General features: G+C 66.6%; 19 protein-coding genes and 1 pseudogene. 11 read left to right on the top strand and 9 right to left on the bottom strand.

Annotated features, from left to right (window positions below; translation table 11 throughout):
- Nucleotides 1-46: 46 nt before the first annotated feature.
- A complete protein-coding gene (locus AL755_RS21840; RefSeq protein ID WP_054012813.1) occupies nucleotides 47-547 on the bottom strand; it encodes an NUDIX hydrolase in 501 nt (166 codons plus the stop codon).
- 175 nt (nucleotides 548-722) lie between these two features.
- Between AL755_RS21840 and AL755_RS21835 the strand changes: the two genes are divergently transcribed.
- From AL755_RS21835 to AL755_RS21825, 3 genes are read left to right on the top strand one after another with little or no spacing between them, the layout of a single operon-like run.
- Nucleotides 723-2,201 carry a CCA tRNA nucleotidyltransferase gene (locus AL755_RS21835; protein ID WP_445290488.1) on the top strand — a complete coding sequence of 493 codons (1,479 nt, stop codon included), beginning with the start codon at nucleotides 723-725 and terminating at the stop codon, nucleotides 2,199-2,201.
- A 54-nt stretch (nucleotides 2,202-2,255) separates the two neighbouring features.
- Nucleotides 2,256-2,903, top strand: coding sequence for a histidine phosphatase family protein (locus AL755_RS21830; RefSeq protein ID WP_082369497.1), 648 nt, complete (start codon nucleotides 2,256-2,258; stop codon nucleotides 2,901-2,903).
- Complete coding sequence (locus AL755_RS21825; RefSeq protein ID WP_150117209.1) at nucleotides 2,891-3,472, top strand: PH domain-containing protein; 582 nt, start codon at nucleotides 2,891-2,893, stop codon at nucleotides 3,470-3,472. Before AL755_RS21830 ends, AL755_RS21825 begins: the two co-directional genes overlap by 13 nt.
- A gap of 168 nt (nucleotides 3,473-3,640) precedes the next feature.
- Here the strand turns inward: AL755_RS21825 and AL755_RS21820 are convergent, their stop codons facing one another.
- From AL755_RS21820 to AL755_RS21805, 4 genes are all read right to left on the bottom strand, one after another.
- Complete coding sequence (locus tag AL755_RS21820; RefSeq protein ID WP_054012810.1) at nucleotides 3,641-5,371, bottom strand: ABC transporter family substrate-binding protein; 1,731 nt, start codon at nucleotides 5,369-5,371, stop codon at nucleotides 3,641-3,643.
- A 66-nt stretch (nucleotides 5,372-5,437) separates the two neighbouring features.
- Complete coding sequence (locus AL755_RS21815) at nucleotides 5,438-7,555, bottom strand: ABC transporter ATP-binding protein (protein ID WP_054012809.1); 2,118 nt, start codon at nucleotides 7,553-7,555, stop codon at nucleotides 5,438-5,440.
- Nucleotides 7,506-8,432, bottom strand: a complete 927-nt coding sequence (locus AL755_RS21810) for an ABC transporter permease (protein ID WP_082369496.1) — start codon at nucleotides 8,430-8,432, stop codon at nucleotides 7,506-7,508. Before AL755_RS21810 ends, AL755_RS21815 begins: the two co-directional genes overlap by 50 nt.
- Nucleotides 8,433-8,434: 2 nt before the next feature.
- On the bottom strand, nucleotides 8,435-9,418 hold the full coding sequence (locus tag AL755_RS21805; RefSeq protein WP_054012808.1) for an ABC transporter permease: 984 nt from the start codon (nucleotides 9,416-9,418) through the stop codon (nucleotides 8,435-8,437).
- Between the two features lie 1,014 nt (nucleotides 9,419-10,432).
- On the opposite strand from AL755_RS21805, the gene AL755_RS24330 reads away from it, so the two are divergent.
- The 3 genes from AL755_RS24330 (at nucleotide 10,433) to AL755_RS21795 (ending at nucleotide 13,753) form a co-directional block, all read left to right on the top strand.
- Entirely contained in the window at nucleotides 10,433-10,564 is a 132-nt protein-coding gene (locus AL755_RS24330; RefSeq protein WP_272946695.1) for a hypothetical protein, read from the top strand.
- Between the two features lie 257 nt (nucleotides 10,565-10,821).
- A complete protein-coding gene (locus tag AL755_RS21800) occupies nucleotides 10,822-12,312 on the top strand; it encodes a glycosyltransferase family 87 protein (RefSeq protein WP_082369495.1) in 1,491 nt (496 codons plus the stop codon).
- On the top strand, nucleotides 12,305-13,753 hold the full coding sequence (locus tag AL755_RS21795; protein WP_054012806.1) for a phytoene desaturase family protein: 1,449 nt from the start codon (nucleotides 12,305-12,307) through the stop codon (nucleotides 13,751-13,753). Before AL755_RS21800 ends, AL755_RS21795 begins: the two co-directional genes overlap by 8 nt.
- Here the strand turns inward: AL755_RS21795 and AL755_RS21790 are convergent.
- Nucleotides 13,750-14,355 carry an NAD(P)-dependent oxidoreductase gene (locus AL755_RS21790; protein ID WP_054012805.1) on the bottom strand — a complete coding sequence of 202 codons (606 nt, stop codon included), beginning with the start codon at nucleotides 14,353-14,355 and terminating at the stop codon, nucleotides 13,750-13,752. The genes AL755_RS21795 and AL755_RS21790 overlap by 4 nt on opposite strands.
- An 88-nt stretch (nucleotides 14,356-14,443) precedes the next feature.
- Here AL755_RS21790 and AL755_RS21785 point away from each other — a divergent pair, with 88 nt between their 5' ends.
- Nucleotides 14,444-14,836 (top strand): winged helix-turn-helix transcriptional regulator, encoded by a 393-nt coding sequence (locus AL755_RS21785; RefSeq protein ID WP_054012804.1) that lies wholly within the window; start codon nucleotides 14,444-14,446, stop codon nucleotides 14,834-14,836.
- Nucleotides 14,837-14,922: 86 nt separating this feature from the next.
- Here AL755_RS21785 and AL755_RS21780 read toward each other — a convergent pair whose 3' ends face one another.
- The 3 genes and pseudogenes from AL755_RS21780 to AL755_RS21770 form a co-directional block, all read right to left on the bottom strand.
- Nucleotides 14,923-15,306: an META domain-containing protein gene (locus tag AL755_RS21780; RefSeq protein WP_054012803.1), complete on the bottom strand. Its 384-nt coding sequence runs from the start codon at nucleotides 15,304-15,306 to the stop codon at nucleotides 14,923-14,925.
- Between the two features lie 89 nt (nucleotides 15,307-15,395).
- Nucleotides 15,396-16,100 (bottom strand): ABC transporter ATP-binding protein, encoded by a 705-nt coding sequence (locus tag AL755_RS21775; RefSeq protein WP_054012802.1) that lies wholly within the window; start codon nucleotides 16,098-16,100, stop codon nucleotides 15,396-15,398.
- A 60-nt stretch (nucleotides 16,101-16,160) separates the two neighbouring features.
- Nucleotides 16,161-17,290: pseudogene (locus AL755_RS21770) on the bottom strand (ABC transporter permease).
- A 180-nt stretch (nucleotides 17,291-17,470) separates the two neighbouring features.
- On the opposite strand from AL755_RS21770, the gene AL755_RS21765 reads away from it, so the two are divergent.
- The 4 genes from AL755_RS21765 to rox all read left to right on the top strand — a co-directional run bounded on the left by AL755_RS21765 (nucleotide 17,471) and on the right by rox (nucleotide 22,315).
- The gene (locus AL755_RS21765; protein WP_445290487.1) at nucleotides 17,471-18,793 is read left to right on the top strand and encodes a sensor histidine kinase; all 1,323 of its coding nucleotides are present in this window, start codon (nucleotides 17,471-17,473) and stop codon (nucleotides 18,791-18,793) included.
- Nucleotides 18,790-19,440 (top strand): response regulator, encoded by a 651-nt coding sequence (locus AL755_RS21760; RefSeq protein ID WP_054012801.1) that lies wholly within the window; start codon nucleotides 18,790-18,792, stop codon nucleotides 19,438-19,440. The genes AL755_RS21765 and AL755_RS21760 overlap by 4 nt, the downstream gene beginning before the upstream one ends.
- 195 nt (nucleotides 19,441-19,635) lie before the next feature.
- On the top strand, nucleotides 19,636-20,817 hold the full coding sequence (locus AL755_RS23790) for a C40 family peptidase (protein ID WP_054012800.1): 1,182 nt from the start codon (nucleotides 19,636-19,638) through the stop codon (nucleotides 20,815-20,817).
- A gap of 70 nt (nucleotides 20,818-20,887) precedes the next feature.
- A complete protein-coding gene (gene rox / locus AL755_RS21750; protein ID WP_054012799.1) occupies nucleotides 20,888-22,315 on the top strand; it encodes a rifampin monooxygenase in 1,428 nt (475 codons plus the stop codon).
- Nucleotide 22,316: the final 1 nt, after the last annotated feature.

The raw sequence follows: 22,316 nt of genomic DNA, 5'->3' as shown, positions 1-22,316 counted from the left end.
TCCCCATCATCTCACTGCACGCCGGGTAAGGGCTGGAACAGGGGCCTTAGAAGTATTCCGGCAGCAGATCCCGGGCCAGGTCGGTGATCCGCCGTTCGTTCGGGAACGACAGTTTGCGGTCCAGTTCGGCCAGCGGAACCCAGGCGACGTCGACCGCTTCATGGTCGGGATCGTTCTCGATTGTCAGGAAGCCGCCCGTGGCACGCAGCAGGAAGTGGTGGACGGTCTTGTGGACCCGGTGGCCGCTGACGGTGAACCAGTAGTCGATGCTGCCCAGCGGTGCCAGGATGTCCCCGGCGATGCCGGTCTCTTCCTCAATTTCACGCACGGCCGCCTCGGCGTACGTTTCCACGCCCTCCGGGTGGCCCTTGGGCAGGCACCATTCCAGCCGGCCGCCGCGGTTGATCCGGGCGATGATCGCAACGCACAATGCGCCGTCGCGCCGTTCCACCACGACGCCGCCGGCGGAGATTTCCTCCACCGTGGGCAGCTGGCTGGCGGAGCTTGGTGCCGCGGGCGCGCTCTGGCCGCCCATTGCCGACGGCAATGGGCTCCTTTTCGGCGCGCGCGGCACTGGGTGAACCATGGAGTCCACTCTAGCTATCTTTGGGCCGGGATGATGACAGGGCGGATCCGCCGTTTTCATGCCGCGTCGGGGCAAGCGTTCAGCCGTGCGGCGGTGGCGGCGGCAAAAAGTCTGGCATTCTTAAGGGACTATGGAAATGGTGCCCGATACCTCGAATTTAGACCCGGTAGTCCTTGAACTGGGACACCTCTTTGCCGACGCAGGATATGAACTGTCCCTGGTGGGCGGCCCCGTCCGCGACCTGTTCCTGGGCAGGATTTCCCCGGACCTGGACTTCACCACCAACGCCACCCCGGATGAGATCCTGGCCGTGGCCAAGAAATGGGCGGATTCACACTGGGAGATGGGCCGGGCCTTTGGCACCATCGGCTTCCGCAAGCGCAACCGGAACAAGGACGTCCTCCTTATAGAGGTCACCACGTACCGTGCGGAGGCGTACGACCCCGACTCCCGCAAACCCCAGGTGGCGTTTGGCGCGTCCCTGGAGGACGATCTGCAACGCCGCGACTTCAGCGTCAATGCGATGGCGCTGCGCCTGCCCGGACTGGAACTCGTGGATCCCTACGGCGGCGCCGCAGACCTCGCCGCCGGCGTGCTGCGGACCCCCGGCACACCGCAGCAGTCCTTCTCCGATGACCCGCTGCGCATGATGCGGGCTGCCCGCTTTGCCTCCCAACTTGGCTTCGACGTGCATCCCGACGTGCGCCAGGCGATGACCGGCATGGCCGAACGCATCAGCATCATTTCCGCCGAGCGTGTCCGCGACGAGCTCGTGAAGCTCATTTGCGGCGCCCACCCGCGGGCCGGCATCGACCTCCTGGTGGAGACCGGGCTGGCCGATCTGGTGCTCCCGGAGGTGCCGGCGTTGAAGCTGGAAACCGACGAGCACCACCGCCACAAGGACGTCTACCAGCACTCCCTGCAGGTCCTGGAGCAGGCGGCCGCCCTGGAAACCGGCCCCGACGGCCCCGTTCCGGGCCCGGACTTCGTGTTGCGGTTCGCTGCCCTGATGCACGACGTCGGCAAGCCCAAGACCCGCCGATTTGAGCCAGGCGGCGCCGTCAGCTTCCGGCACCACGACCTGGCCGGGGCCAAACTGACTGCAAAGCGCATGAAGGCATTGCGCTTTGACAACGATTCCATCAAGGCCGTGGCCCGCCTGGTGGAACTGCACATGCGTTTTTACGGCTACGGCGACGCGGGCTGGACCGATTCGGCCGTCCGCCGTTACGTGACCGACGCCGGCCCCGTCCTGGAGCGCTTGCACCGGCTCACCCGGTCGGACGTCACCACCCGCAACCAGCGCAAGGCGGACAGGCTGTCCTTTGCCTATGACGACCTGGAAGAGCGCATTGCCGTGCTGGCCGAGCAGGAGGAGCTCGACTCGATCCGCCCCGACCTGGACGGTGCTGCCATCATGGAGCTGCTGGGACTAAAGCCCGGGCCGGTGGTGGGGCGTGCCTACAAACACCTGCTGGAACTTCGCATGGACCAGGGACCGCTGGACCATGCGGACGCCGTGGCGGCGCTGCAGTCCTGGTGGGCGGAACAACCCGAGTCCGCGCCGCCCGTTGAAACAGCCGATTCACCCGCTCCGTCCACGGACAATCCCTAAGAGCAACGCCGGGCCGGCCGCACCAGGCCGGCCCCCAGAAAAGAGGACCAACGCATGAGCCCTGCAGTTGCATCTGAAGCCGTTCCCACCGGGTCGACGCCGTTGAGCCACATCCCCGTGCCCGGCGGGCCCAAACTGTGGCTGCTGCGCCACGGCGAAACCGAATGGTCCCGCAGCGGCCAGTACACCGGCCTGACGGACCTGCCGCTCACCGAAGAAGGAGAGGAGCAGGCCCGCTCGGCCCGGCCCGCCCTGCTCGGCAACCACTTCGACCTGGTGCTCACCTCGCCGCTGCAGCGCGCACGCCGCACCGCGGAACTTGCCGGCTACCCAGACGCGGAGGTGGAGCCCAACGCCGTCGAATGGAACTACGGCGACTATGAAGGCATCAACAGCGCCGTGGTGCGGGCCGAGAACCCCGGCTACCTGATCTGGGACAGCGGCGTGCCCAACGGCGAGACGCTGGCCCAGGTGGCGGCCCGCGCCGACGCCATTGTTGACCGGGTGCGCGCACCCCAGCCCGACGGCAGCGTTGCGGCCAACGTGCTGCTCGTGGCGCACGGTCACTTCCTGCGCATCCTCACGGCCCGCTGGTTGGGGCTCGACGCCGGCGAAGGCAGGCACTTTGTGCTGGGCACCGCCAAGGTCTGCACGCTCGGGTGGGACAAGATGACCCCGGCTGTGGAGCAGTGGGGACTGTAACGGGCCGCGAGTCCCTGTATTCGAGGCCCACGCGGGTGCTTGCCGTGGTCGCGTGGGTGTTCTGCGTGCTCTTTGCCGTGAACCTGCTCATGACCGGCACGGCGGCATCCATCTGGCACTTCCTGCCGTGGCTGCTGCTGGCAGCGTGGGCGGTGTTCGTGCTCCTGTGGCGGCCCCGCCTGGTGGTGCACCCGGACGGGCTCACGGTGGTCAACATCCTGCGCGACCATGACGTGCCGTTTGGCCGCCTGACGGCCGTTCGCGTCACGCAGACGGTCATCCTGGACACCTCCGACGGGCGGATTCCCTGCTGGGGCGCCCCGGGGGTGGGCAAACTGGGCCCGCGCCGGCTGCCCGGCGGGAAGGGCTCCGGCGGGGCGGACTTTGCCGTCCCGCCCACCCAGCTCGGCGTGGATGCCGCGTGGGACGCCTGGGAGACCCGCAACGCCTCCGCCGGTGCCGCCGCTGCTGCCAGGGATGAGCCTGCGGTGGCGCACCGCTGGAACGTGCCGGCCGCCGTCGTCGGCCTGGTGCTGGCGGTGCTCGCCGTGGTGAGCGTGTTCAGCTAACGGGCCCAAGCATCGGTTTCGGCAAGCTCAACCACCGAGAACGACAAGCTCAACCACCGGTTTCGGCAAGCTCAACCACCGAAAACGGCAGGCCCAACCACCGAAAACGGCAGGCCCAACCCCGCAAAAGCGGTGGTTGGGCCTGCCGTTGTCCGTTAGTGCCTGGGCTTAGGCCTTCCAGCCCACCTTGGTCCAGTCAATCGACTGGAACTGTGCCGCACCGTAGTTGACCACGCCCGTGGTGACACCGTAGGTGTTCGGGGTGGGCGTCAACGGGATGACGGGTGTGTAGGCGAAGATGGCCTTGTCGATCTCGTTGGCCAGTGCGATCCGCTTGGCCGGATCCAGTTCGGCGTTGGCCTTGGCCCACATGTCGCCGAGCTTCGCATCGGTGATGCCGGTGAAGTTCTGGCCGGAATCCACGGGGTAGAAGATCGATTCCGTCGAGGAAACCGGGAACGGCGTGCCCGACCAGGCGAAGCCCGTCATCTCAAAGTTGCTCTTGAGCACGTAGTCGGAGAAGAACTTGTCCGAAGGGACCGTGTTGTTCTTCAGCGTGATGCCCACAACCTGCAGGTTGGCCTGGAACTGCTTGAACAGCTGCTCCGAGACGGGGTTGTTGGCGTCCAGGGTGTAGGTCAGGACCAGCTTCTGGCCGCCCTTGGCCTGGATGCCGTCGGAACCCTTTGCGTAGCCGGCCTCCTTGAGCAGGTCCAGGGACTTGGCCGTGTCGTAGCCGATGACCGATGTGGCGTCATCCTGGTAGCCCTTCTGGCCGGGCATGTAGATGTAGCTGTTCTGGCTGGTCACCGGTGCGCCGATCGGGCTCAAGCGGCTGGCGGAGATGGTGTCCCGGTCAATGGCGCGGGCCACTGCCTGGCGTACCTTCACATCGGCCAGCGGGCCCTTGGAACCGTTCATGGTGATGTGGTTCCAGGTCAGGCCGCCGGACTGCTGGATGGTGCCGTCGGTGCGCTTCTTGGCGGTGTCGTAGTTGTCCTTGTTGGTGCCGATGCTGACGACGTCCAGTTCCTTGTTCGCGTAGGCCTGGGCGAGCCCGTCACGGGAAACGACCTTCATGATGATCTTGTCCAGCTTGGGCTTCTCGCCCCACCACTTCGGGTTCGGGGTCAGCGTGACCACCTGGCCGTTGCTGTCGACGTTGGAGACCATGAACGGGCCATCCGACGGCAGCGCCTTGGACTTGTAGCCTTCGTTGAACGCCTTGGGGTCGGCGGCGATGGCCGCCGGCAGGATGCTGGCCGTGGCCGAGCCGGCCGTGCTGCCGCCCAGGATGGAGGGCCAGTCGGCGTTCTTGTTCTTGAACGTGATCTTGAAGTTCTGGTCGGTGTCCTCGCGGGACACCGAGGCGATGTCCTTGTAGACGTTGTCCGAGACCAGCTGGTAGGCCTTGTTTGCACCGCTGGAGGCCTTGACCGTGGCCTCGAAGTCCTTGTACGTCACCGGGGTGCCGTCCTGCCAGACCGCCTTCGGGTTCAGCTTGACCTCAACCACCTGGGGGTCGTCGCTGACAAGCTTGACCTCGGTCGCGTAGTCCGGGTTGACCTCCCAGCCGCCGTCGGCCGTGGTGCGCACGGGCCCACCGGTGGTCGGGTCGACGATCTGCGCTGTGGAGACGTTGTTGCCGTCGGCCTGGAGCGTGTTCCAGTTGTCCGGCAGCTGGTCAATGGCCAGCGTCAGGGTTCCGCCACTCTTGACCGCGGAGTAGTCGGCAGCCGTCCACGCCGTGGTGGGCAGCGTGCCTGTTGCTGCGGCGCCCTGGGAACTATTGACGGTGGGCTTGGTGCCTCCGCCGCCGCCGGCGCTGCAGCCGGAGACGATCATCGCCAGGGTCAGCGTCGCCGCACCCGCCGTCATGACTTTCTTGATGCGGTTCATTGTTGGCTTCCTCCTAGATGTGTTCCCTGCGTCCGGGGTTGTCCCGGCCTTTGGGTCACGAGTGTTTTACTGCAAGACAAGTTCAATCGATTCCGCATGGTGGCAGGCTGCCTCCGTTCCATCCACTTGGCGAAGCGCCGGGTCCTCACCGGCACATCGTCCCTGCGCCTCCGCGTCCAGCAACCTGTACAGGGGGCAGCGGGTGCGGAAGTTGCAGCCCGGGATGTTCTCGGTGGGGCTGGGCAGGTCCCCGTCGAGAATGATGCGCTTGCGGTTCTTCTCCAGCGTTGGGTCCGGGACCGGCACGGCGGACAGCAGCGCCCGCGTGTAGGGGTGTTTGGGGGCGTCAAAGACGGACTCCGCGGGTCCCGACTCCACCACGCGGCCCAAATACATCACGGCCACGGTGTGGGCGATCTGGCGGACCACGGCAAGGTCGTGGGCCACGAACAGGTACGACAGCCCCAACCGTTCCTGCAGATCCTCGAGCAGGTTGATGACGCCGGCCTGGATGGAGACGTCCAGGGCTGAGACGGGCTCGTCCAGCACGATGATCTTCGGATCCGTCACGAGGGCCCGCGCAATGCCGATCCTTTGGCGCTGGCCGCCGGAAAACTCGTGCGGGTACCTGTTCGCCATGACCGGGTCCAGTCCCACGAGCTCAAGGACCTCGGCCACCTTTTCGCGCCGTTCCGCGGCCGGCACGCCGTGCACCGTCAGCGGTTCGGCGATGATGTCCTGAATGGGCAGGCGCGGGTCGAGGGAGGCCATGGGGTCCTGGAAGACCACCTGGATGTCGCGGCGCAGGGCCCGGCGTTCCTTGGCGGACATGGCGGCCACGTCCCGGCCGTCGACGCTGATGCGCCCGGCCTGCGGTTTGGCGAGCTCCAGGATTTCCATGATGGTGGTGGTCTTGCCGCAACCGGACTCGCCCACCAGCCCCAGCGTCTGCCCCGAGCGGATGTCGAGGCTGACGCCGTCGACCGCCTTGACGGTGCCCACCTGCCGCTTGAACACGGCACCCTTCAGGAGCGGGAAGTGCCGCACCAGGCCCTCGACGGCCAGCACGCTGGCAGGTTCGACGGCGGCCCGTTCGGCGGCAGCCACGGGGGCCGGGACCGGGTAAATCTGGCCGCGCTTGAGTTGGCCGCCGTCGATCTCCGCCATGCGCAGGCAGGCGGCGCTGTGGTTTGATGCGTCCCCGATCATGGCGAGGGGTGGCTCGGTGCTGCGGCAGGCGTCGACGGCGATGGGGCACCGGGGCGCGAACGGGCAGCCCGGGGCAAGGTTGCTCAACTGCGGCGGACGTCCCTCCAAAGGCACCAGCCGGGTGTGCCCCGCCGTGGCCAGGTTCGGCATGGAGCGCAGCAGCCCGATCGTGTACGGCATGGTGGGCTCGTGGAACACCTGGTCCACGGTTCCGGTCTCCACGATCCGGCCCGCGTACATGACGGCGATGCGGTCGGCGTTCCCGGCCACCACGCCAAGGTCATGGGTGATCAGCACGACGGCGGCACCCGTGAGGTCCTTCGCCTTCTGCAACACCTCCAGGATCTGCGCCTGGATGGTGACGTCCAGCGCCGTGGTCGGCTCGTCGGCGATGATCAGGCGGGGGTTGTTGGCGATGGCGATCGCGATCATGGCGCGTTGGCGCATGCCGCCGGAAAACTCGTGCGGGAACGCCTGGGCCCGGCGTTCCGGGTTCGGGATGCCGACGATCTTCAACAGTTCCACGGCACGGGCATTGGCGGCCAGTTTGGAGAGGCCCTTGTCGTGCAGGAGCAACGACTCCGCGATCTGCGCGCCGATCGTGTAGACAGGCGTCAGGGCGGACAGCGGGTCCTGGAAGATGATGGAGATGCCGTCGCCGCGCAGCCGCGACATCTGGGCGTCATTGCGGCCCAGCAGCGGCTTGCCCTCGAAGAGGATCTCGCCGCTGACCTGGGCGGAGGACGGCAGCAGGCCCATGACGGCCAGCGAGGACACTGACTTTCCGGAGCCGGACTCGCCCACGATGCCCAGGAACTCGCCCTTGTTGACGTGGTAGTTGACGCCGCGCACTGCGGTGACGGAACCGCTGGGGGCAGGGAAAGTGACGCTGAGGTCGCGGACCTCGAGCAGGGGTGTGTTGTTATCAGCCACGGTTGACTCCGGAGGTAGGGTCCACTGCGTCACGCAGGGCATCGCCGACCAGACTGGCGGACAGCACGGTCCAGACCAGGATGGCGGCGGGGAAGACGAACAGCCAGGGGCGCGTGACGGCGGCGCCCTGTCCGGCATTGAGGAGGGTGCCGAGGGAGACGTCGGGCGCCTGGATGCCGAAGCCGAAGTAGCTCAGCGTGGTCTCGCTCAGGATGGCCGCGCCGACGCCGAGCGTAGCGTCGATGATCAGCAGCGAGGAGACGTTGGGCAGGATGTGCCGGCGGATGATGGTCCAGGTGTCGACGCCCATGAAGCGGGCGGCCTTGATGAAATCGCGTTCCTTCAGAGACATGGTCTGGGCTCGGATCACCCGGGCCATGATCATCCAGCCGAAGGCGGCCAGCAGGAAGATCAGCGCCACCCAGGATAGCGACTTGAAGATGGGGCTCAACAGCACGAACAGGAACAGGCTGGGCAGCACCAGCAGCAGGTCGATGAACCAGACGATGACCTTGTCCCAGCGGCCGCCAAGGTAGCCGGCAAAGGCGCCGATGATGCCGGCGAGGATGGAGGCCAGCGGGCCGGCCAGCAGGCCGATGATCAGGGATTTGCGCAGGCCCACAATGGTTTGGGCGTAGATGTCCTCGCCGATGTCGCTGGTGCCGAACCAGTGCAGGGCCGACGGGCTTGAGCCCATGTTCAGCACGTCAAGGTCGGTGGGGTTCCAGGCGTTGGGTGCCAGGCCGAAGATGGCCCACAGGCTGATCAACGCCAGCCCGACGATGCCCACCCAGAAGCGCGGCATGTGGCGCAGGCGGCGGAACACCATGCGGGAGCGGGAGGCAGGCTTGCTGCCGGGCTTGGTGGGAACGGTCGCTTCGGGGGAATCCGTGACGGGCAGTTCGCTCAGTACTTCCATGGCTATACCCGCACTCTCGGGTCGAGGGCGGAATAGGCGACGTCGGACAGGGTGCCGGCGATCAGCACCAGGATCGCGTTGAACAAGATGGCACCGGTAAAGGCGTTGATGTCGCTTTGCTGGATGGCCTGGAACAGGAACTCGCCCATGCCGTGCCAGCTGAACACCTGCTCGATGACGGCCGCCCCGGCCAGGATGGTGGCAAAGGAGTACGCGAAATATGTCGACATGGGGATCAGTGCAACCCGGACGCCGTGGCGGACCAGTGCCGATCCCCGGGTGCGGCCCTTGGACCGTGCCGTGCGGATGTAGTCCGCGGAGAGCACGTCCAGCATGGCGCTGCGTTGGTACCGCGAGTAGGCGGCGGCGCCTGTCAGGGCCAGTGCGATGGTCGGCAGCACCAGGTGTCCGGCGCGGTCGGCAAACTGGTCCCACCAGCCGCCGTCGAGCCCGGGAGTGTACTCACCGGTGAAGTTGATCAGCTGGATGCCCAGGATGCTGTTCAGGTTGGTGGCCAGGATCATGAGCAGGATGCCGATGACGAACGACGGCATGGCCAGGATGGTGAATGATCCGTAGGAGATGACCTGGTCGCTGAGTTTGTACTGCCGCACCGCGCCCCACACGCCCAGGGCCACGCCGACGACGGCGGCGATGATGGTGCCGATGATCAGCAGGCGCAGGCTGGTGCCCGCCCGGGCCGTCATCTCGCTGAGCACGGAGGTGTTGTGGATGGTGTCGCCGAGCGAACCGTGGGTGACGATGTTGACGAGCCACGTCCACACCCGCTCAATGACGGGGGTGTGGGGGTTGACGCCCAAGCCGTCCAGGATGGCGTTGACCGTCGCATCCGAGGGCCGCGGGTTGCGCCCGTAATACCGGGCCGCCGGGTTGAGGATGGCGCTTGCCAGGACGTAGGCGCTCAAGGTGGCGATGATGGAAAGGATTGCGTAATTAATGAACCGTTTGACTACGAAGCCGATCAAAGTCTCAGCCTCCCGAAGGAAAACCGGTCCGGTCCGTCAAGATGGCGGGCCACACGCTGCCGGGGTGTGTGCAGTGGCAAGAAATCATCCTTAAAGCTTGTCCGCAGTCCCCGGCCAAGGTTATCGGCAGGCGTCGTGCGAAATGGCGTTGTTCCCAGGGCAGCAAGGGGAGGGAATCGTCCCCCGTTTGCCTCTACCGTGCAAATGTACTCTGCGTCACACGCTTCCGCGGGGTTGTGCGGCGGCAACAGCCCGGCGTGGCGTACTGGCGAGTAACGATTGCACCCCCGATCGGAGCCGAAAACCCCTTTAATTCGCGGGATCCAGCCCGTTTGACGGCCCGCGGAATGTAACAAAAGTGTTATCTGCGTAGTCGGCGCCTTGGTGGTCGGGTGCCACTCCGGAGGTGTTCCCGGCGGTCGACCCGGCTGGGGTGGTTGCGGCCGGGGCGTCCAGCCGGCGTCGGACTGGTTTCTCCATCCACGGCGGGCCGCCGCGAACGTAATACAAGGAAATTTGATTAATATTCGCCGTGGGCTGGTCATGGGGGTTGGTAATGCTGTACTTTAATAATTAGTTCCGATGAATTCCCTCGGAATGTCCGCGTGCATGTTGAAAGGAGGCCATGATGTTTACAGCAATCAAGTCCGGAGTTATTGGACATCGTCTGGCCTCTGCATGGCGCGCCGGCATGGCGTCGTAACCACACAAAAGGTTACGTACGCATCCGGGTTTGCCTGACAGAGGCTGCCCGAGACCGGTCAGTCTGACCGACACCCACTCAAGTCCACCCCGGCCCTCCCGTGGAATACTCCATCGGAAACGGGTCTGCAGCGACATGGTGTGTGATCACACGCTGACCATCCGCCGATTTGTAATCGGCATCAATGCACAAAATTACTCGCGCCTTTTTGTGCTCTGATATTGCCCTTTTTCGAAAGAAGAATATGGCTTTATTTGTCGCGCCAAAAATAATAAGTATTGCCATATTCAATGGTGAGAGGGGGTGAAAAAATGAAGAAAAAACGTTCGCTATCCGCCGTCAAGAGAGTGTTCTTTACGCCGGTCGACCACCAGAAGTTCGTCGAGCTGCGCGAAAGCACGCAGCAGCAAATCATGCGGGTTGACCTGTTCAACATCCGCTAGGACACCGGCCCCGCCAGAAAGGTGGCCCACGGATGACCATTACTCATTCTGTAGACACGAGCCGCAACCCAGGGGGAACCGGCGACGGCGCCCCCGCCAACCGTGAACAGCCCGCGCTGACCGGCGCGGGCTGCTTCGCGTCCGGACGCTGTTTCGCGGAAGGCCGCAAGCCGGTGAAAACGTGTGCCCCGCGCGCATGAATACGGGCTTCTGACGCAATCAAAACTGTGTGCCGCCGACCCGGTAGGCTCGTAGCCATGGAGGATTCTCAGGCCTCGGGACAGCAGACCCGACACCGCATTGTTGTGCCGTCGCGCACCGACCCAACGCTTCGGACCATGACGGAGCCCGTTGGCGGTCCGCTGGGGCGCCGGACGGCCCCCGGCATCACTGATCCCGGATTCTTCACGGTGGAACGCGTGCTGATCTTCATGGCCATGGTCTCTGCACTTATCGCCGTGCTGGCGAAATACCATTGCCGCGAGAGCGGGTGGACCACCCCCGACCAGTACTCCACCGTGTGCTGGTCGGAATTCCCCAACTCCTTTGTGCAGCACAACCTCGGCTCGGTGTTCCCGTTCCTGGGCAAGGGCTCCACGTTTGACCAGCTGCCGCTGGCGGGCTTCATCGCCGGCATCACGGCCTGGCTCACGGGTGGTGCCGGGCATGGCGCCCTTCGCCAGCTGGCGTTCTTTGACCTCAATGCGGTACTGATTGCCGCCGTCTGGATCTTCACAGTAGTGGTGGTGGCGCGGACCGCCCGACGCCGGCCCTGGGACGCGGCCATCGTCGCCGCAAGCCCGCTGCTGTGGTTGACGGCCTTTGTCAGCTGGGATTTTTGGGCCGCGGGGCTCGTGGCGCTTGGCATCTACTTGTTTGCCCGACGCCGAACCATCTGGGCCGGGTTCGTCCTGGGCCTGGCCGCCATGGTGGCCCCCTACGCGATCCTGGTCCTGGTTGCGCTGGTCCTGCTGGGGGTGCGCGCCAAATCGGCAACGAAAATGTTGGAGGTCCTGGCGGCCGGGGCCGTGGGCTGGTTGCTGGTGCTCCTGCCGGTCATGCTCTCCAACGCGGCCGGATGGAAGGCCTATGTGGATGGTGTCATCAACGGCCCGGCCTCGGATTCCTCGATCTATGGCGGCTACAACCTCCTTGCCGGGCGCATGGGCATGCCGGAAATGTCCACCGTGTCCGTCAACACGCTGTCCGCCGTCCTGGTGATGCTGGTGGTGTTGGGCGTCGCCGCGATTGCCCTCTACGCACCACGCCAGCCGCGGGTGGCGCAACTTGCCTTCGTGGCGGTCGCCGGGTTCGTCGTCGTCAACAAGACTGCCGAGCCGTGGCAGGCCGTGTGGCTGCTGCCGCTGGTGGCGCTCGCGCTGCCGCGCTGGCGGCCCGTGCTGCTGTGGCAGGCTGCGGTGATCACCCATTTCATCGCCCTGATGCTGTTCCAAAGCAAGCAGCTGGGCAACATCAGCCCGCAACACGCCATCGACACCCCGTACTTTGTCATGGCCTCGGCCCTGGCCGGTATTGCCACGGTGGCCTTGCTGGCGCTGGCTGTTCGGGACATTTGGCGCCCGCACTACGACGTGGTGCGCCGCGGCGGCGTGGACGATCCCCAGGGCGGGGTGCTGCTCGCAAAAGCTCCGCGAACGGGCGACGACGAGGCAGCCACAGGTACGCCCGACGCCGGTACGCCCGACGCCGGCGAGCCGGGCCTGGCGAAGCACCCCAAACATGCCTGACGTCGCAGTAGTTGGCGCCGGCCCGAATGGCCTTGCCGCCGCCGTGACCATGGCCCGGGCGGGCCTGTCCGTCACCGTCCATGAGGCCGCGGGCAGTATCGGCGGCGGGACGCGCACCGCCGAGCTCACCCTGCCCGGCTTCCGCCACGACGTGTGCTCCGCCGTGCACCCCATGGCGCTGGCGTCCCCGTTCTTCCGCGAGTTTGGGCTGGCCGGGCGGATCGAACTCATGGTGCCGGAGATTTCCTACGGCCACCCGCTCGACGGCGGCCGGGCCGGGATCGCTTACCGCGACCTTGACCGTACGGTGGACGCGCTGGGTCCCGACGGCAGGGCGTGGCGCGCCCTCATGGAGCCGTTGTTGCGCCGGCTGGACGGCGTCATCGACTTCACCCAGCACGGCCTGGTGCGGATTCCCCGGGATCCCGTGGCGGCCGTGCAATACGGCCTGCGCACCCTGGAACTTGGTACCCCGGCCTGGAATCTGCGCTTCCGGGGCGAGGCCGCGCCGGCCATGCTGGCGGGTGTGTCCGCCCACGCGATCGGACGGCTGCCGGGCCTGGCCACCGCCGGTGCGGGGCTGCTGCTGGGCGCCCTGGCCCACGCCGGAGGCTGGCCGGTTCCCAAGGGGGGCTCCGCAGCCATTGCCGACGCGATGGCCGCGGACCTCACGGCACACGGCGGCACGATTGAACTGGACTCGCCCGTGACGAGCATCGCGGAGCTGCGTGCGCAGACGTCGGCGAAGGCCATCATCTGCGACGTCACCCCGCGCGCACTGGTGCGCCTGGCGGGTGCGGAACTACCGGATCGATATGTACGCCGCTTGGAATCCTTCCGCTACGGCGCCGGCGTGTGCAAGGTGGACTTTGCCCTTTCGGGTCCCGTGCCGTGGACGAACGCCGCACTCCGCGGGGCGCCCACCCTGCACTTGGGTGGCTCACGGCGGGCCATTGCCGCCGCGGAAAACCGGGTCCTGAACGGCGGACACCCGGATGACCCCTACGTCCTGGTGGCCCAGCCCGGAGTTGTCGACCCCAGCCGCGCACCGGCAGGCAGGCACACATTCTGGGCCTACACGCACGTCCCGGCCGGCTCTGCGGAGGACCGGACGGAGGCGATCACGGCCCAGGTGGAGCGGTTTGCCCCGGGCTTCAGGGACCTGATCCTGGACACCCACACTGCCACTGCACGTGACGTGGGCGCCTACAACCCCAACTACGTTGACGGCGACATCAGCTCCGGAGCCGTGACCCTGGCCCAGCTGCTCAAACGCCCCGTTGTGGCGCGGGATCCATGGCGGACGCCGGCGCCGGGCCTTTACCTGGGGTCGGCCTCCACACCGCCCGGCCCCGCTGTGCACGGCATGGGCGGCTGGTTCGCGGCGCAATCGGCGCTGCGCCACACCTTTGGCCTGCCGACCCCAGGCTTAAGTGCCTAGTTGGCGACCGTGAAACGTGCCCGGACGTGCTTCGGCGTCTCCAGCTCATCCAGTGCGGCCACGGCGAAGTCCTGCGTGGAGATCGAGGAACCTGCGGGGGAGTCGTTGCCGGTCAGGTACGCGCCGGTCCGCTCGCCGGGGGCGATCTCCGGCGCCGGTGCCTGTACCGTCCAGTTGACGGACGCCGGAAGTGCCCTGATGGCATCCAGTGCGGCGGCTGCGGTGAGCGCCTCCGCCTTGTACGCATCCGGGAAACCGGGCTGGTCCAACAGGCGCACGCCGTCCACCGTCAACGTCCCGGCACCGCCCACCACGAGGGTGCGGGTGGCGCCCACGTTGCCGAGGGTCGTGGCCATGGCGTCGAGCCACTCCTGGTGGTCGCCGCCCGTGCGGCTGGGGCCCGTGGCAATGACCACGGCGTCGTGTGCGGCAGCCACTGAAGCGACCGTACCGGCGTCGGACATGTCGGCCGACAGGGCGGTGGCGCCGGGAACATCCTTGCCGGAGCGGGAAATGGCGGTGACCTCATGGCCGCGGCGCAGGGCCTCGGCGGCAATCTGCGAACCGACCATACCGGTGGCTCCAAAAACGGCAATCTTCATGGCGAACTCCTCTTTGGTATCTTGCGGAAACTAATGAGACAATAGTATGCATCGGAAACCAAGGCTTGCAAGGAAACTGAGTTACCCCATGGATACTAATGACTTCATCGGCAACGTGTTTGACCCGAACTGCCCGTCCCGGATGGTGTTCGCCCGGATCGGGGACAAATGGGCCACGCTGGTCATCCAGGTGCTCTCCGACGGACCGCTGCGGTTCTCCGAACTGCGCGGGCGCGTCCAGGTGGTCACGCCAAAGGTCCTGACCCAAACGCTGCGCGCCCTTGAGCGCGACGGCCTGGTGGAGCGCACCATTTTCGCCCAGGTGCCGCCGCGGGTGGACTACGAACTGACCCCGCTGGGCCGGACCCTGCTGGAACCGCTGACGGCACTGCGGCTGTGGGCCGAAAACAACGTCTCCACCATGCTCCGGGCCCGGGATGAGTACGACGACGTCCAGGACGAACGCCTGTTGGGCTACTGACGTGGGCCGTTAAAGCAAAAACCGGCCCGCGACAACCGCCCGGAATCAAAGGGGCGGTGTTGCGGGCCGGCGCAGGCTGCGAACGGTTAGTTGCGGCGGTCCAGCGTTCCCAGCGTGGCGCCGTTGGCGTCCGTGATGGTCAGCTTGTTGCCGTCGATGGTGCCGCCCTTGGCCTTGGACAGCCAGGCGTCGATGCCCGTGCAGGCCAGGGTGGTGCCGCCCAGCTGCGGGAACGTGAGCTCGCCGCCGGCGTACATCCACTGCCCCGCCAGGCGGTTGCAGCCGTCGCTGCCGGTCAGGTAGCCGGCCTGGTCGCCGTTCTGCACCGCGCCCAGGGACAGCTCCAGGTAAGGCTGCTTGTCCTTGTTATAGCCGTTGCCCCAGGTGCCGACGGGGCCGGTAGCGGCGCCACAGGAGGAGATGGTCAGGGCAAGCAGGAGGCTGCCGGCAAGTGCGAGGACGCGTTTCATGAAGTGATGGCTCCGTTTCAAGTGACTCAGGAATCAGTTTCCCCCATGGTATTGCATGGGGCCTGATCGGCGGGGTTCCGCGGCCGCCCTCAACCGGCCATCGCGGGCGCCTGCGTGGGCACCGGGGCGCTCAGGACGCCGTCGCGCATGGTGGCCACGGAGTCGGTCAGCGGCACGAATTCGGTGTCGTGGGTGACCATGACGGTGGCGACCGCAAAGTCATCTGTCACCTTGCGCAGGAGCCGCACGATCGACTCGCTGCGCTCATGGTCCAGTGCGGCCGTTGGCTCATCCACCAGCAGCACCTTGGGGCTGCCCATCAGTGCCCGGGCAATGTTGACCCGCTGGCGCTGCCCGCCCGAAAGCTGGTGCGGGCGCTTGTGGGCGCTGTCCGAGAGTCCGACGACGTCCAGCAGCTCCGCCGCCCGGCCCGCCGCCGCACGGGCGGACTTGCCGCGCAGGTGGTCGCCGATGATGAGCTGTTCGGCCGCCGTGAGCGATGCCAGCAGGTTCGGTTGCTGGAAGATGATGCCCACCGAATCCCGGCGCAGCGCGGCCAACTCCTTCTCCGCCAGGCCCGTGGCGTCGGTGCCGTCAATGGTGAGCAGGCCCGACGTCGGCTTGACCAGGGTGGCGGCAACGGCCAGCAGGCTGGACTTTCCCGAGCCGGACGGGCCCACCAGGGACAGGAACTCGCCGGCGTTGACGGACAGGTTTACCGCATCGAGGGCGGTGATGGTGCCCTCGCCGTCGGGGTAGTCGAGGGTGACGTTGCTGAGGTTCAAGGCAGACATGGGGTGATTCCTTAGGTTTGGGGGAGGCGGTTGGGGATCTCGACAGGCTCGATCAGGGGGCTAGTTGCCGCCGAGGGCGATGAGTGCGTCGACGCGGGTGACGTTGCGGACGGCCAGTGCCGCGCCGGCCAGTCCCAGGGCCACGATGCCGATCACGGGCAGCATGGTGGTGGCGGGGGTGACCAGGAAGGGTGCGGCCTTGGCGGCGAAGAATCCGCCAACCACGCCCACGAGTCCGCCGAGGGCGGCGCCGGCCAGCAGGACGATTGCCGCCTGAGTCAGTGCATCCTTCAGCAGGTACTTGCCGGAGGCGCCCATGGCCTTCAGGACGGCGATGTCGCGGGTGCGCTGCACGGTCCATACGGTCAGGAAGGCGACGATCACAAGGGCAGAGATTCCGTAGAGGAAGGCCTGCATCATCAGCAGGGATCCGTGTTCGCTGCTGTAGCCGCCCAGGCCCTGGAAGGCGCCGGAGCGCGTGGTGCTGACGGTGCCGGCGGTGGCGTTCGCGGCGGCTGCGTCCACCGTGGCGCCGTCGTCGTAGCTCACGGCCAGGACCGTGGAGATCTGCTGCGGGTCGCTCAGGTGGGCCAGTTTGGTCCAGGTAGGCAGCGTGGTCCAGACGACCGAGGTGTGTGAATACCATTGGTCGGCCACGACGGCGGAGATCTTCAGCGTGGTCCCGCCCATGGTGACGGAATCGCCCACGGCCAGGCCCAGGTCCTTTGCCACCGTGGTGCCGATAACCACAGTGCTGTCGGTGACGGCCGACGGCGAGATCCCGTTACCGGCCCCGTTTCCGCCGGAGCCGAACACGGCAACGTTGGTGGTGCCCTTCGTGGCGCCGGCCCCCTGGAACCGGGTTTGGCTGATGCCCAACGGGGTTGCGGAGGACACGCCGGGGGTCGCGGCCCAGGTTTTCTGCTGGGCGGCGGTCACTTCGCTTTCGGTGAAGGACACGGTGGGGTGTTCTTGCCCGGAGCGCCAAAGACGATCTGGTTGACGGGCGCCGTCGTCGACGAACCCGCGGCACCCTTGCCGAGATCGGCGATGGCCGAGGTGGATTGGTTGCCGAGCCCGGCGGTGAGGCCGGAAAGCATCACCAGGAGCAGGCTGATCAGGGCCACGACACCGCCCATCAGGGCAAAGCGGCCTTTGGCGAAGCGGATGTCTCTAAGGGCGAGGAACATGGGGTGTCTTTTCGGTAGTGGCGGGCCCGGTAGTGCCGGGCTTTTCTCTTACTTCCACTTTCCTTTGCTTCGCGATCCGATCCATCGCGGAGTTGGATGATTCCCGGATTCCCCTTGGTTGACGCGCCACTCAACCATTTGGTTGATCCGCGACGGTCCGGCACCGCCTAAGCTGGTGGCATGTCTGCCGTGGAACACCCGCCCGTGACGACTGCCGGCAACGCGGCGGCGGTTTCCACCGAGCCCACCATGGACGGGATCCTGCGCTTCCTGCGGGTCACCTTGCACGTAGGGTTTGCGCTGCTGCTGGCAGTGGCCGTCGTGCAGTTGATGGCGTCGTCCATGGGCCGTCCGGCACGCTACATTTTCCTGGCCCTCGCCCTGCTCCTGGCCGCCGTCTACCTATTGGGGACCGTCGCGGAGAAACGCTTCGCGGCCGGCGCCCTGGCCCGCAACCCGGGCCGGTACGCGCTGCTGTGGCTGGGCCTGGTCACGGTGCTGTGGGCCGTGCTGCTGACGGGTTCGGCCGCCTTCTCCTGGCTCGTGTTCCCGCTGTTCTTCCTGCATCTGCACTTCCTGCCGCGCTGGGCCGGCTTTGCCGCCGTCGCCGTCATGACGGCGGCCGTGATTGGGGCACAGTGGGCCGCCGCCGGCGGACTGCCGATGGCCGCCGTGCTGGGCCCGGTGTTTGGTGCCGCGTTCGCCGTGGTCACGTCCATGGCATACCACCTGCTCTACCGGAACGGCGAAAGCCAGCGCTTGGCCGCGGATGAGTTGCGGCGCACGCGGGCCGAACTCTCCGCCACCCAGCATGAGGCCGGCGTCCTGGCCGAACGGGCCCGCCTCGCCCGGGAAATCCACGACACCCTGGCGCAGGGTTTCTCCTCCATCATCCTTGTCTCCCGTGCGGCCGGGCGGTCCCTGGAATCCGGCGACCTGGTGTCCACCCGGGAAAGCATCGACATGGTGGCGGCGACGGCGTCGGAAAGCCTGGCCGAGGCCCGGAGCTTTGTGCGCGGGCTGTCCTCCCCGGCATTGGAGGGCACATCCCTCGTGGAAAGCCTGCGGCGGTTGTGCGAGAAGACCCAACTGGAGGCGGCTGCCCGCGGCGTCAACCTGGCCTGCACCTTCCGTGTCGACGGTGAGCCCGTGGACCTGCCGCAGCCGTACCGGGTCACGCTGCTGCGCGCCGCCCAGGCGAGCCTCGCCAACGTCTGGCTGCACGCAAAGGCCGGCACCGCCGTCGTCAGCCTCGCCTACCTGGGCACGGAGGTGGCCCTGGACGTGTTCGACGACGGCCGCGGCTTCGAGCCGGCAACGCTTGCCGACATGGTGGCCGGCCGGGCGGACGGGAGCGGTTTTGGGCTGAAGTCGCTGGCCGATCGGGTTGAGGCGCAGCACGGCACCCTGGCGTTAGAATCCGCCCCGGGTGAGGGGACGGTGGTGGCCATCCGGCTGCCGCTCGATGGCGGTGCGGGGGATGGAAATGAGGGCGCGCGATGACTGAGATACGCATTTTGCTGGTGGACGACCACCCCGTGGTGCGTGCCGGCCTGCGGGCCATGCTGACCGAATTTGAGGGTTTCACCGTGGTGGCGGAGGCGCCCGAAGGCGCCGCGGCCATCAAGGAGGTCCAACGCCTGCAAACCCTGGGCGAACCCCTCGACGTGGTCCTCATGGACCTGCAGATGGGCGCCGGAATGGACGGGGTCAGCGCCACCAGGGCCATCAAGGCGCTGCCATTTGCCCCGCCGGTGCTGATCCTGACCACCTACGACACCGACGCCGACATCCTGGCCGCCGTCGAGGCCGGCGCCAGCGGCTACATGCTCAAGGACGCCCCGCCGGAACAGATCCGGGCGGCCGTGCAATCGGCCGCCGCCGGCCAGACGGCCCTGGCCCCCGAAGTGGCGGCTCGCCTGCTGGGCCGAATCCGCAACCCCGAGCCGGTACTCTCGGCCCGCGAGGTGCAGCTGCTGGAACTGTTGGCGACCGGGATGACCAACAAGGCCATGGCCAAGTCGCTGTTCATCTCCGAGGCGACCGTCAAGACGCATCTGGTGCATATTTACGACAAATTGGGCGTGGACAACCGCACGGCCGCCATTGCCGTGGCCACGCAGCGGCGGATCATTCGCAACGCCGGATAAGGGCCGCCAAAACCATGGCCGTTCCTGTGCGGTAACCCCCTGAAACACGTTCATTTAAGACATGTTGTGTCATTTTGTGAAAACTCTGTTTGGTTTTGAGTATGCGGCGTATGCTCATCCATACCGAGTGCAACGAAGCAGGGGGATACTTTAGTGGCGTCATCGCAGGGGAAATCGCGACCGTACCAATTGAGCATGGCAGTCATCTGCACCCTGTTGGCCTCAGCGGGTTTTGTGGGTGCCGGGTATGCAAGTACTTCCGCGGCTGACGCCGCCACCGCGACCGCCGCCGAGTATGCAGCACCGACCCCCACTCCCACCACGGATATCGCCGCGGGCTTCGACTCCTTCGCCGCACAGGGACTCGGCGTGAAGGTGTCCTTCGCGAACACGCTGATCATGGCGCAAAAGCCCAAGCCCAAACAACTTTTCGACCTGACCAGCCCGAACGGCAACACTCCCCAATTTGCCCGTTCCGCGGCCGCCATGCGCGGCGATGTCCCCGAAATCTCGGCGGCGATGATCTCCACCGTCCGCAAGGAAATTCTGGCTGCCGCGTACGAGGGCCTTGGCCACAGCTATGTTTGGGGCGGAACAAGTTTTACGAACGGTTGGGACTGCTCGGGGTTTGTGCAGTGGGCCTACGCCCAGGCCGGCGTCGCCCTGCCGCGCACCGAGCAATGGGTTCCGATGGTCCAGACCAACAACCCGCAGCCCGGGGACCTGGTGGTGCAAAACCCCGACGGTCCCGACCACTGGTCGCACATTGGCATTTACGTTGGCGACGGGGAGATGATCAGCGCGCTCAACCCCTCCGTTGGCACCATCCTCCACACGCCCCAGTCCACCAGCAATTCCTCCGCCTACTTCACGATGCCCGGTTTTGCCGCCCAGGATGAGCTTGCCGCGAAGGCAGCCAAGGAGAAGACGGCGAAGGAAAAGGCCGCCAAGGACAAGGCAACGCTGAAGGCGGCCAGCAGTACCAAGCCGGCCAAGACCGCAACGGCCAAACCGTCCAAGTCGGCAACGCCGTCCGCGAAGCCCAGCGAGACGCCCAGCCATCCGGCCACCACGCCGCCCGGAACAAAGCCCCCTGTGACCACCCCTCCGGGTACCACGCCGCCCGTCACCACTCCGCCAGGCACGAAACCTCCGGTGACGACACCACCCGTCATTACTCCGCCGGGAACCACCCCGCCCGGCACCACGCCGCCGGCAACCGTGCCCACCGAGCCGTCCTCACCCAGCGGAGCGACCCCGTCCGAGAGTGCGACGCCATCCACGGAAGCCGCCCAGTCGCAGTCGCAATCGGTGTCGCCGGACTCCGCCTCGACGTCGGCGGGTCCGGACTCGAGCAGCGGTTCAACCGGTCCTTAAGGTTTACCTTTCCCAACCACGCCTTCTGCGATCGCCCGGGCCGAAGGCGTTGCCAAGGTAGGGAGTTCTTATGTTCGATGTGATCATTGTCGGCGCGGGACCCACGGGCCTGATGCTGGCGGGAGAGCTGCGGTTGCACGGCGTGTCCACGCTCGTGCTGGAGAGGGATGCGCAGCCCACCGCGATTGTGCGGGCGTTGGGGCTGCACGTGCGCAGCATCGAGGTGATGGACCAGCGCGGCCTGCTGGGGAGGTTCCTGGTCCAGGGCCAAAAGTACCCGTTGACCGGGTTCTTCGCGGGCATCTCGAAACCGGTGCCAACGGACCTTGACACCGCCCATGGCTATGTCCTTGGCATTCCCCAGCCGGCCACCGACCGGATCCTGGAGGAGCACGCGATCGAACTGGGTGCGGAACTGCGCCGCGGCGCCGAGTTGGTGGCACTGACCCAGCGGGATGACCGGGTGGAGGTGGAGTTGGCCGACGGCACCCGGCTGGAATCCCGCTACGTGGTGGGGTGCGACGGCGGTCGCAGCACCGTGCGGAAACTGCTCGGCGTGGCCTTTCCCGGGGAGCCGTCCAGGGTGGATACCCTCATCGGCGAGATGGAGCTGACCATGGCCCTGGACGAGGTCACCGCCATCGTCACCGAGGTCCGCAAGACCCAGAAACGGTTTGGCTTGGGCCCCCTGGGCGGCGGACTCTACCGCCTGGTGGTGCCCGCCGCGCAGGTGGCGGCGGACAGGACCGCCCCACCCGACTTCGAGGAGATCAAGCAACAGCTGCGCACCTGGGCTGGCACCGATTTTGGCGTCCATTCACCGCGCTGGCTCTCCCGGTTTGGTGATTCCACCCGGGTCGCCGAACGCTACCGCGTTGGCCGGGTGATGCTGGCCGGCGACGCCGCACACATCCACCCACCCGTCGGCGGGCAGGGCCTGAACCTCGGCGTCCAGGACGCGTTCAACCTGGGCTGGAAACTCGCCGCCACCGTCAACGGCTGGGCGCCCGACGGCCACCTGGAGAGTTACCACGCCGAACGGCACCCGGTGGCGGTCGACGTCATTGAAACCACGCGAGCGAACATGCAATTGCTCGACACCGAACCCGGGCCCCAGGCCGTGCGCAAGCTGATCGCCGACCTCATGGACTTCGACGACGTGAACCGGTACCTGATCGAAAAGCTCACCGCGATCTCCATCCGTTACGACGTCGGCCAAGGGAGCCGCCCGCTGCTTGGCCGGCGGTTGCGGGACGTGAAGTTGGCGCAGGGGCGGCTCTACGAGCGGATGCGCGCCGGCCGCGGCCTGCTGCTGGACCAGACCGGCAAGCTCACGGTCTCCGGCTGGGATGACCGCGTCGACCTGTTGGCCGGCACGATCGAGGAACTCGACGAACGCGCCGTCCTCCTGCGTCCCGACGGACATGTCACGTGGGTTGGCGATGACCAGCAGGACCTCAACAGCCACCTTCCCCGTTGGTTCGGCGACAAGCGGTAGG

The organism is Arthrobacter sp. ERGS1:01 (genome assembly GCF_001281315.1).
Taxonomy (GTDB): Bacteria; Actinomycetota; Actinomycetes; order Actinomycetales; family Micrococcaceae; genus Specibacter.
This window is presented reverse-complemented; position numbering and strand designations above follow the sequence as displayed.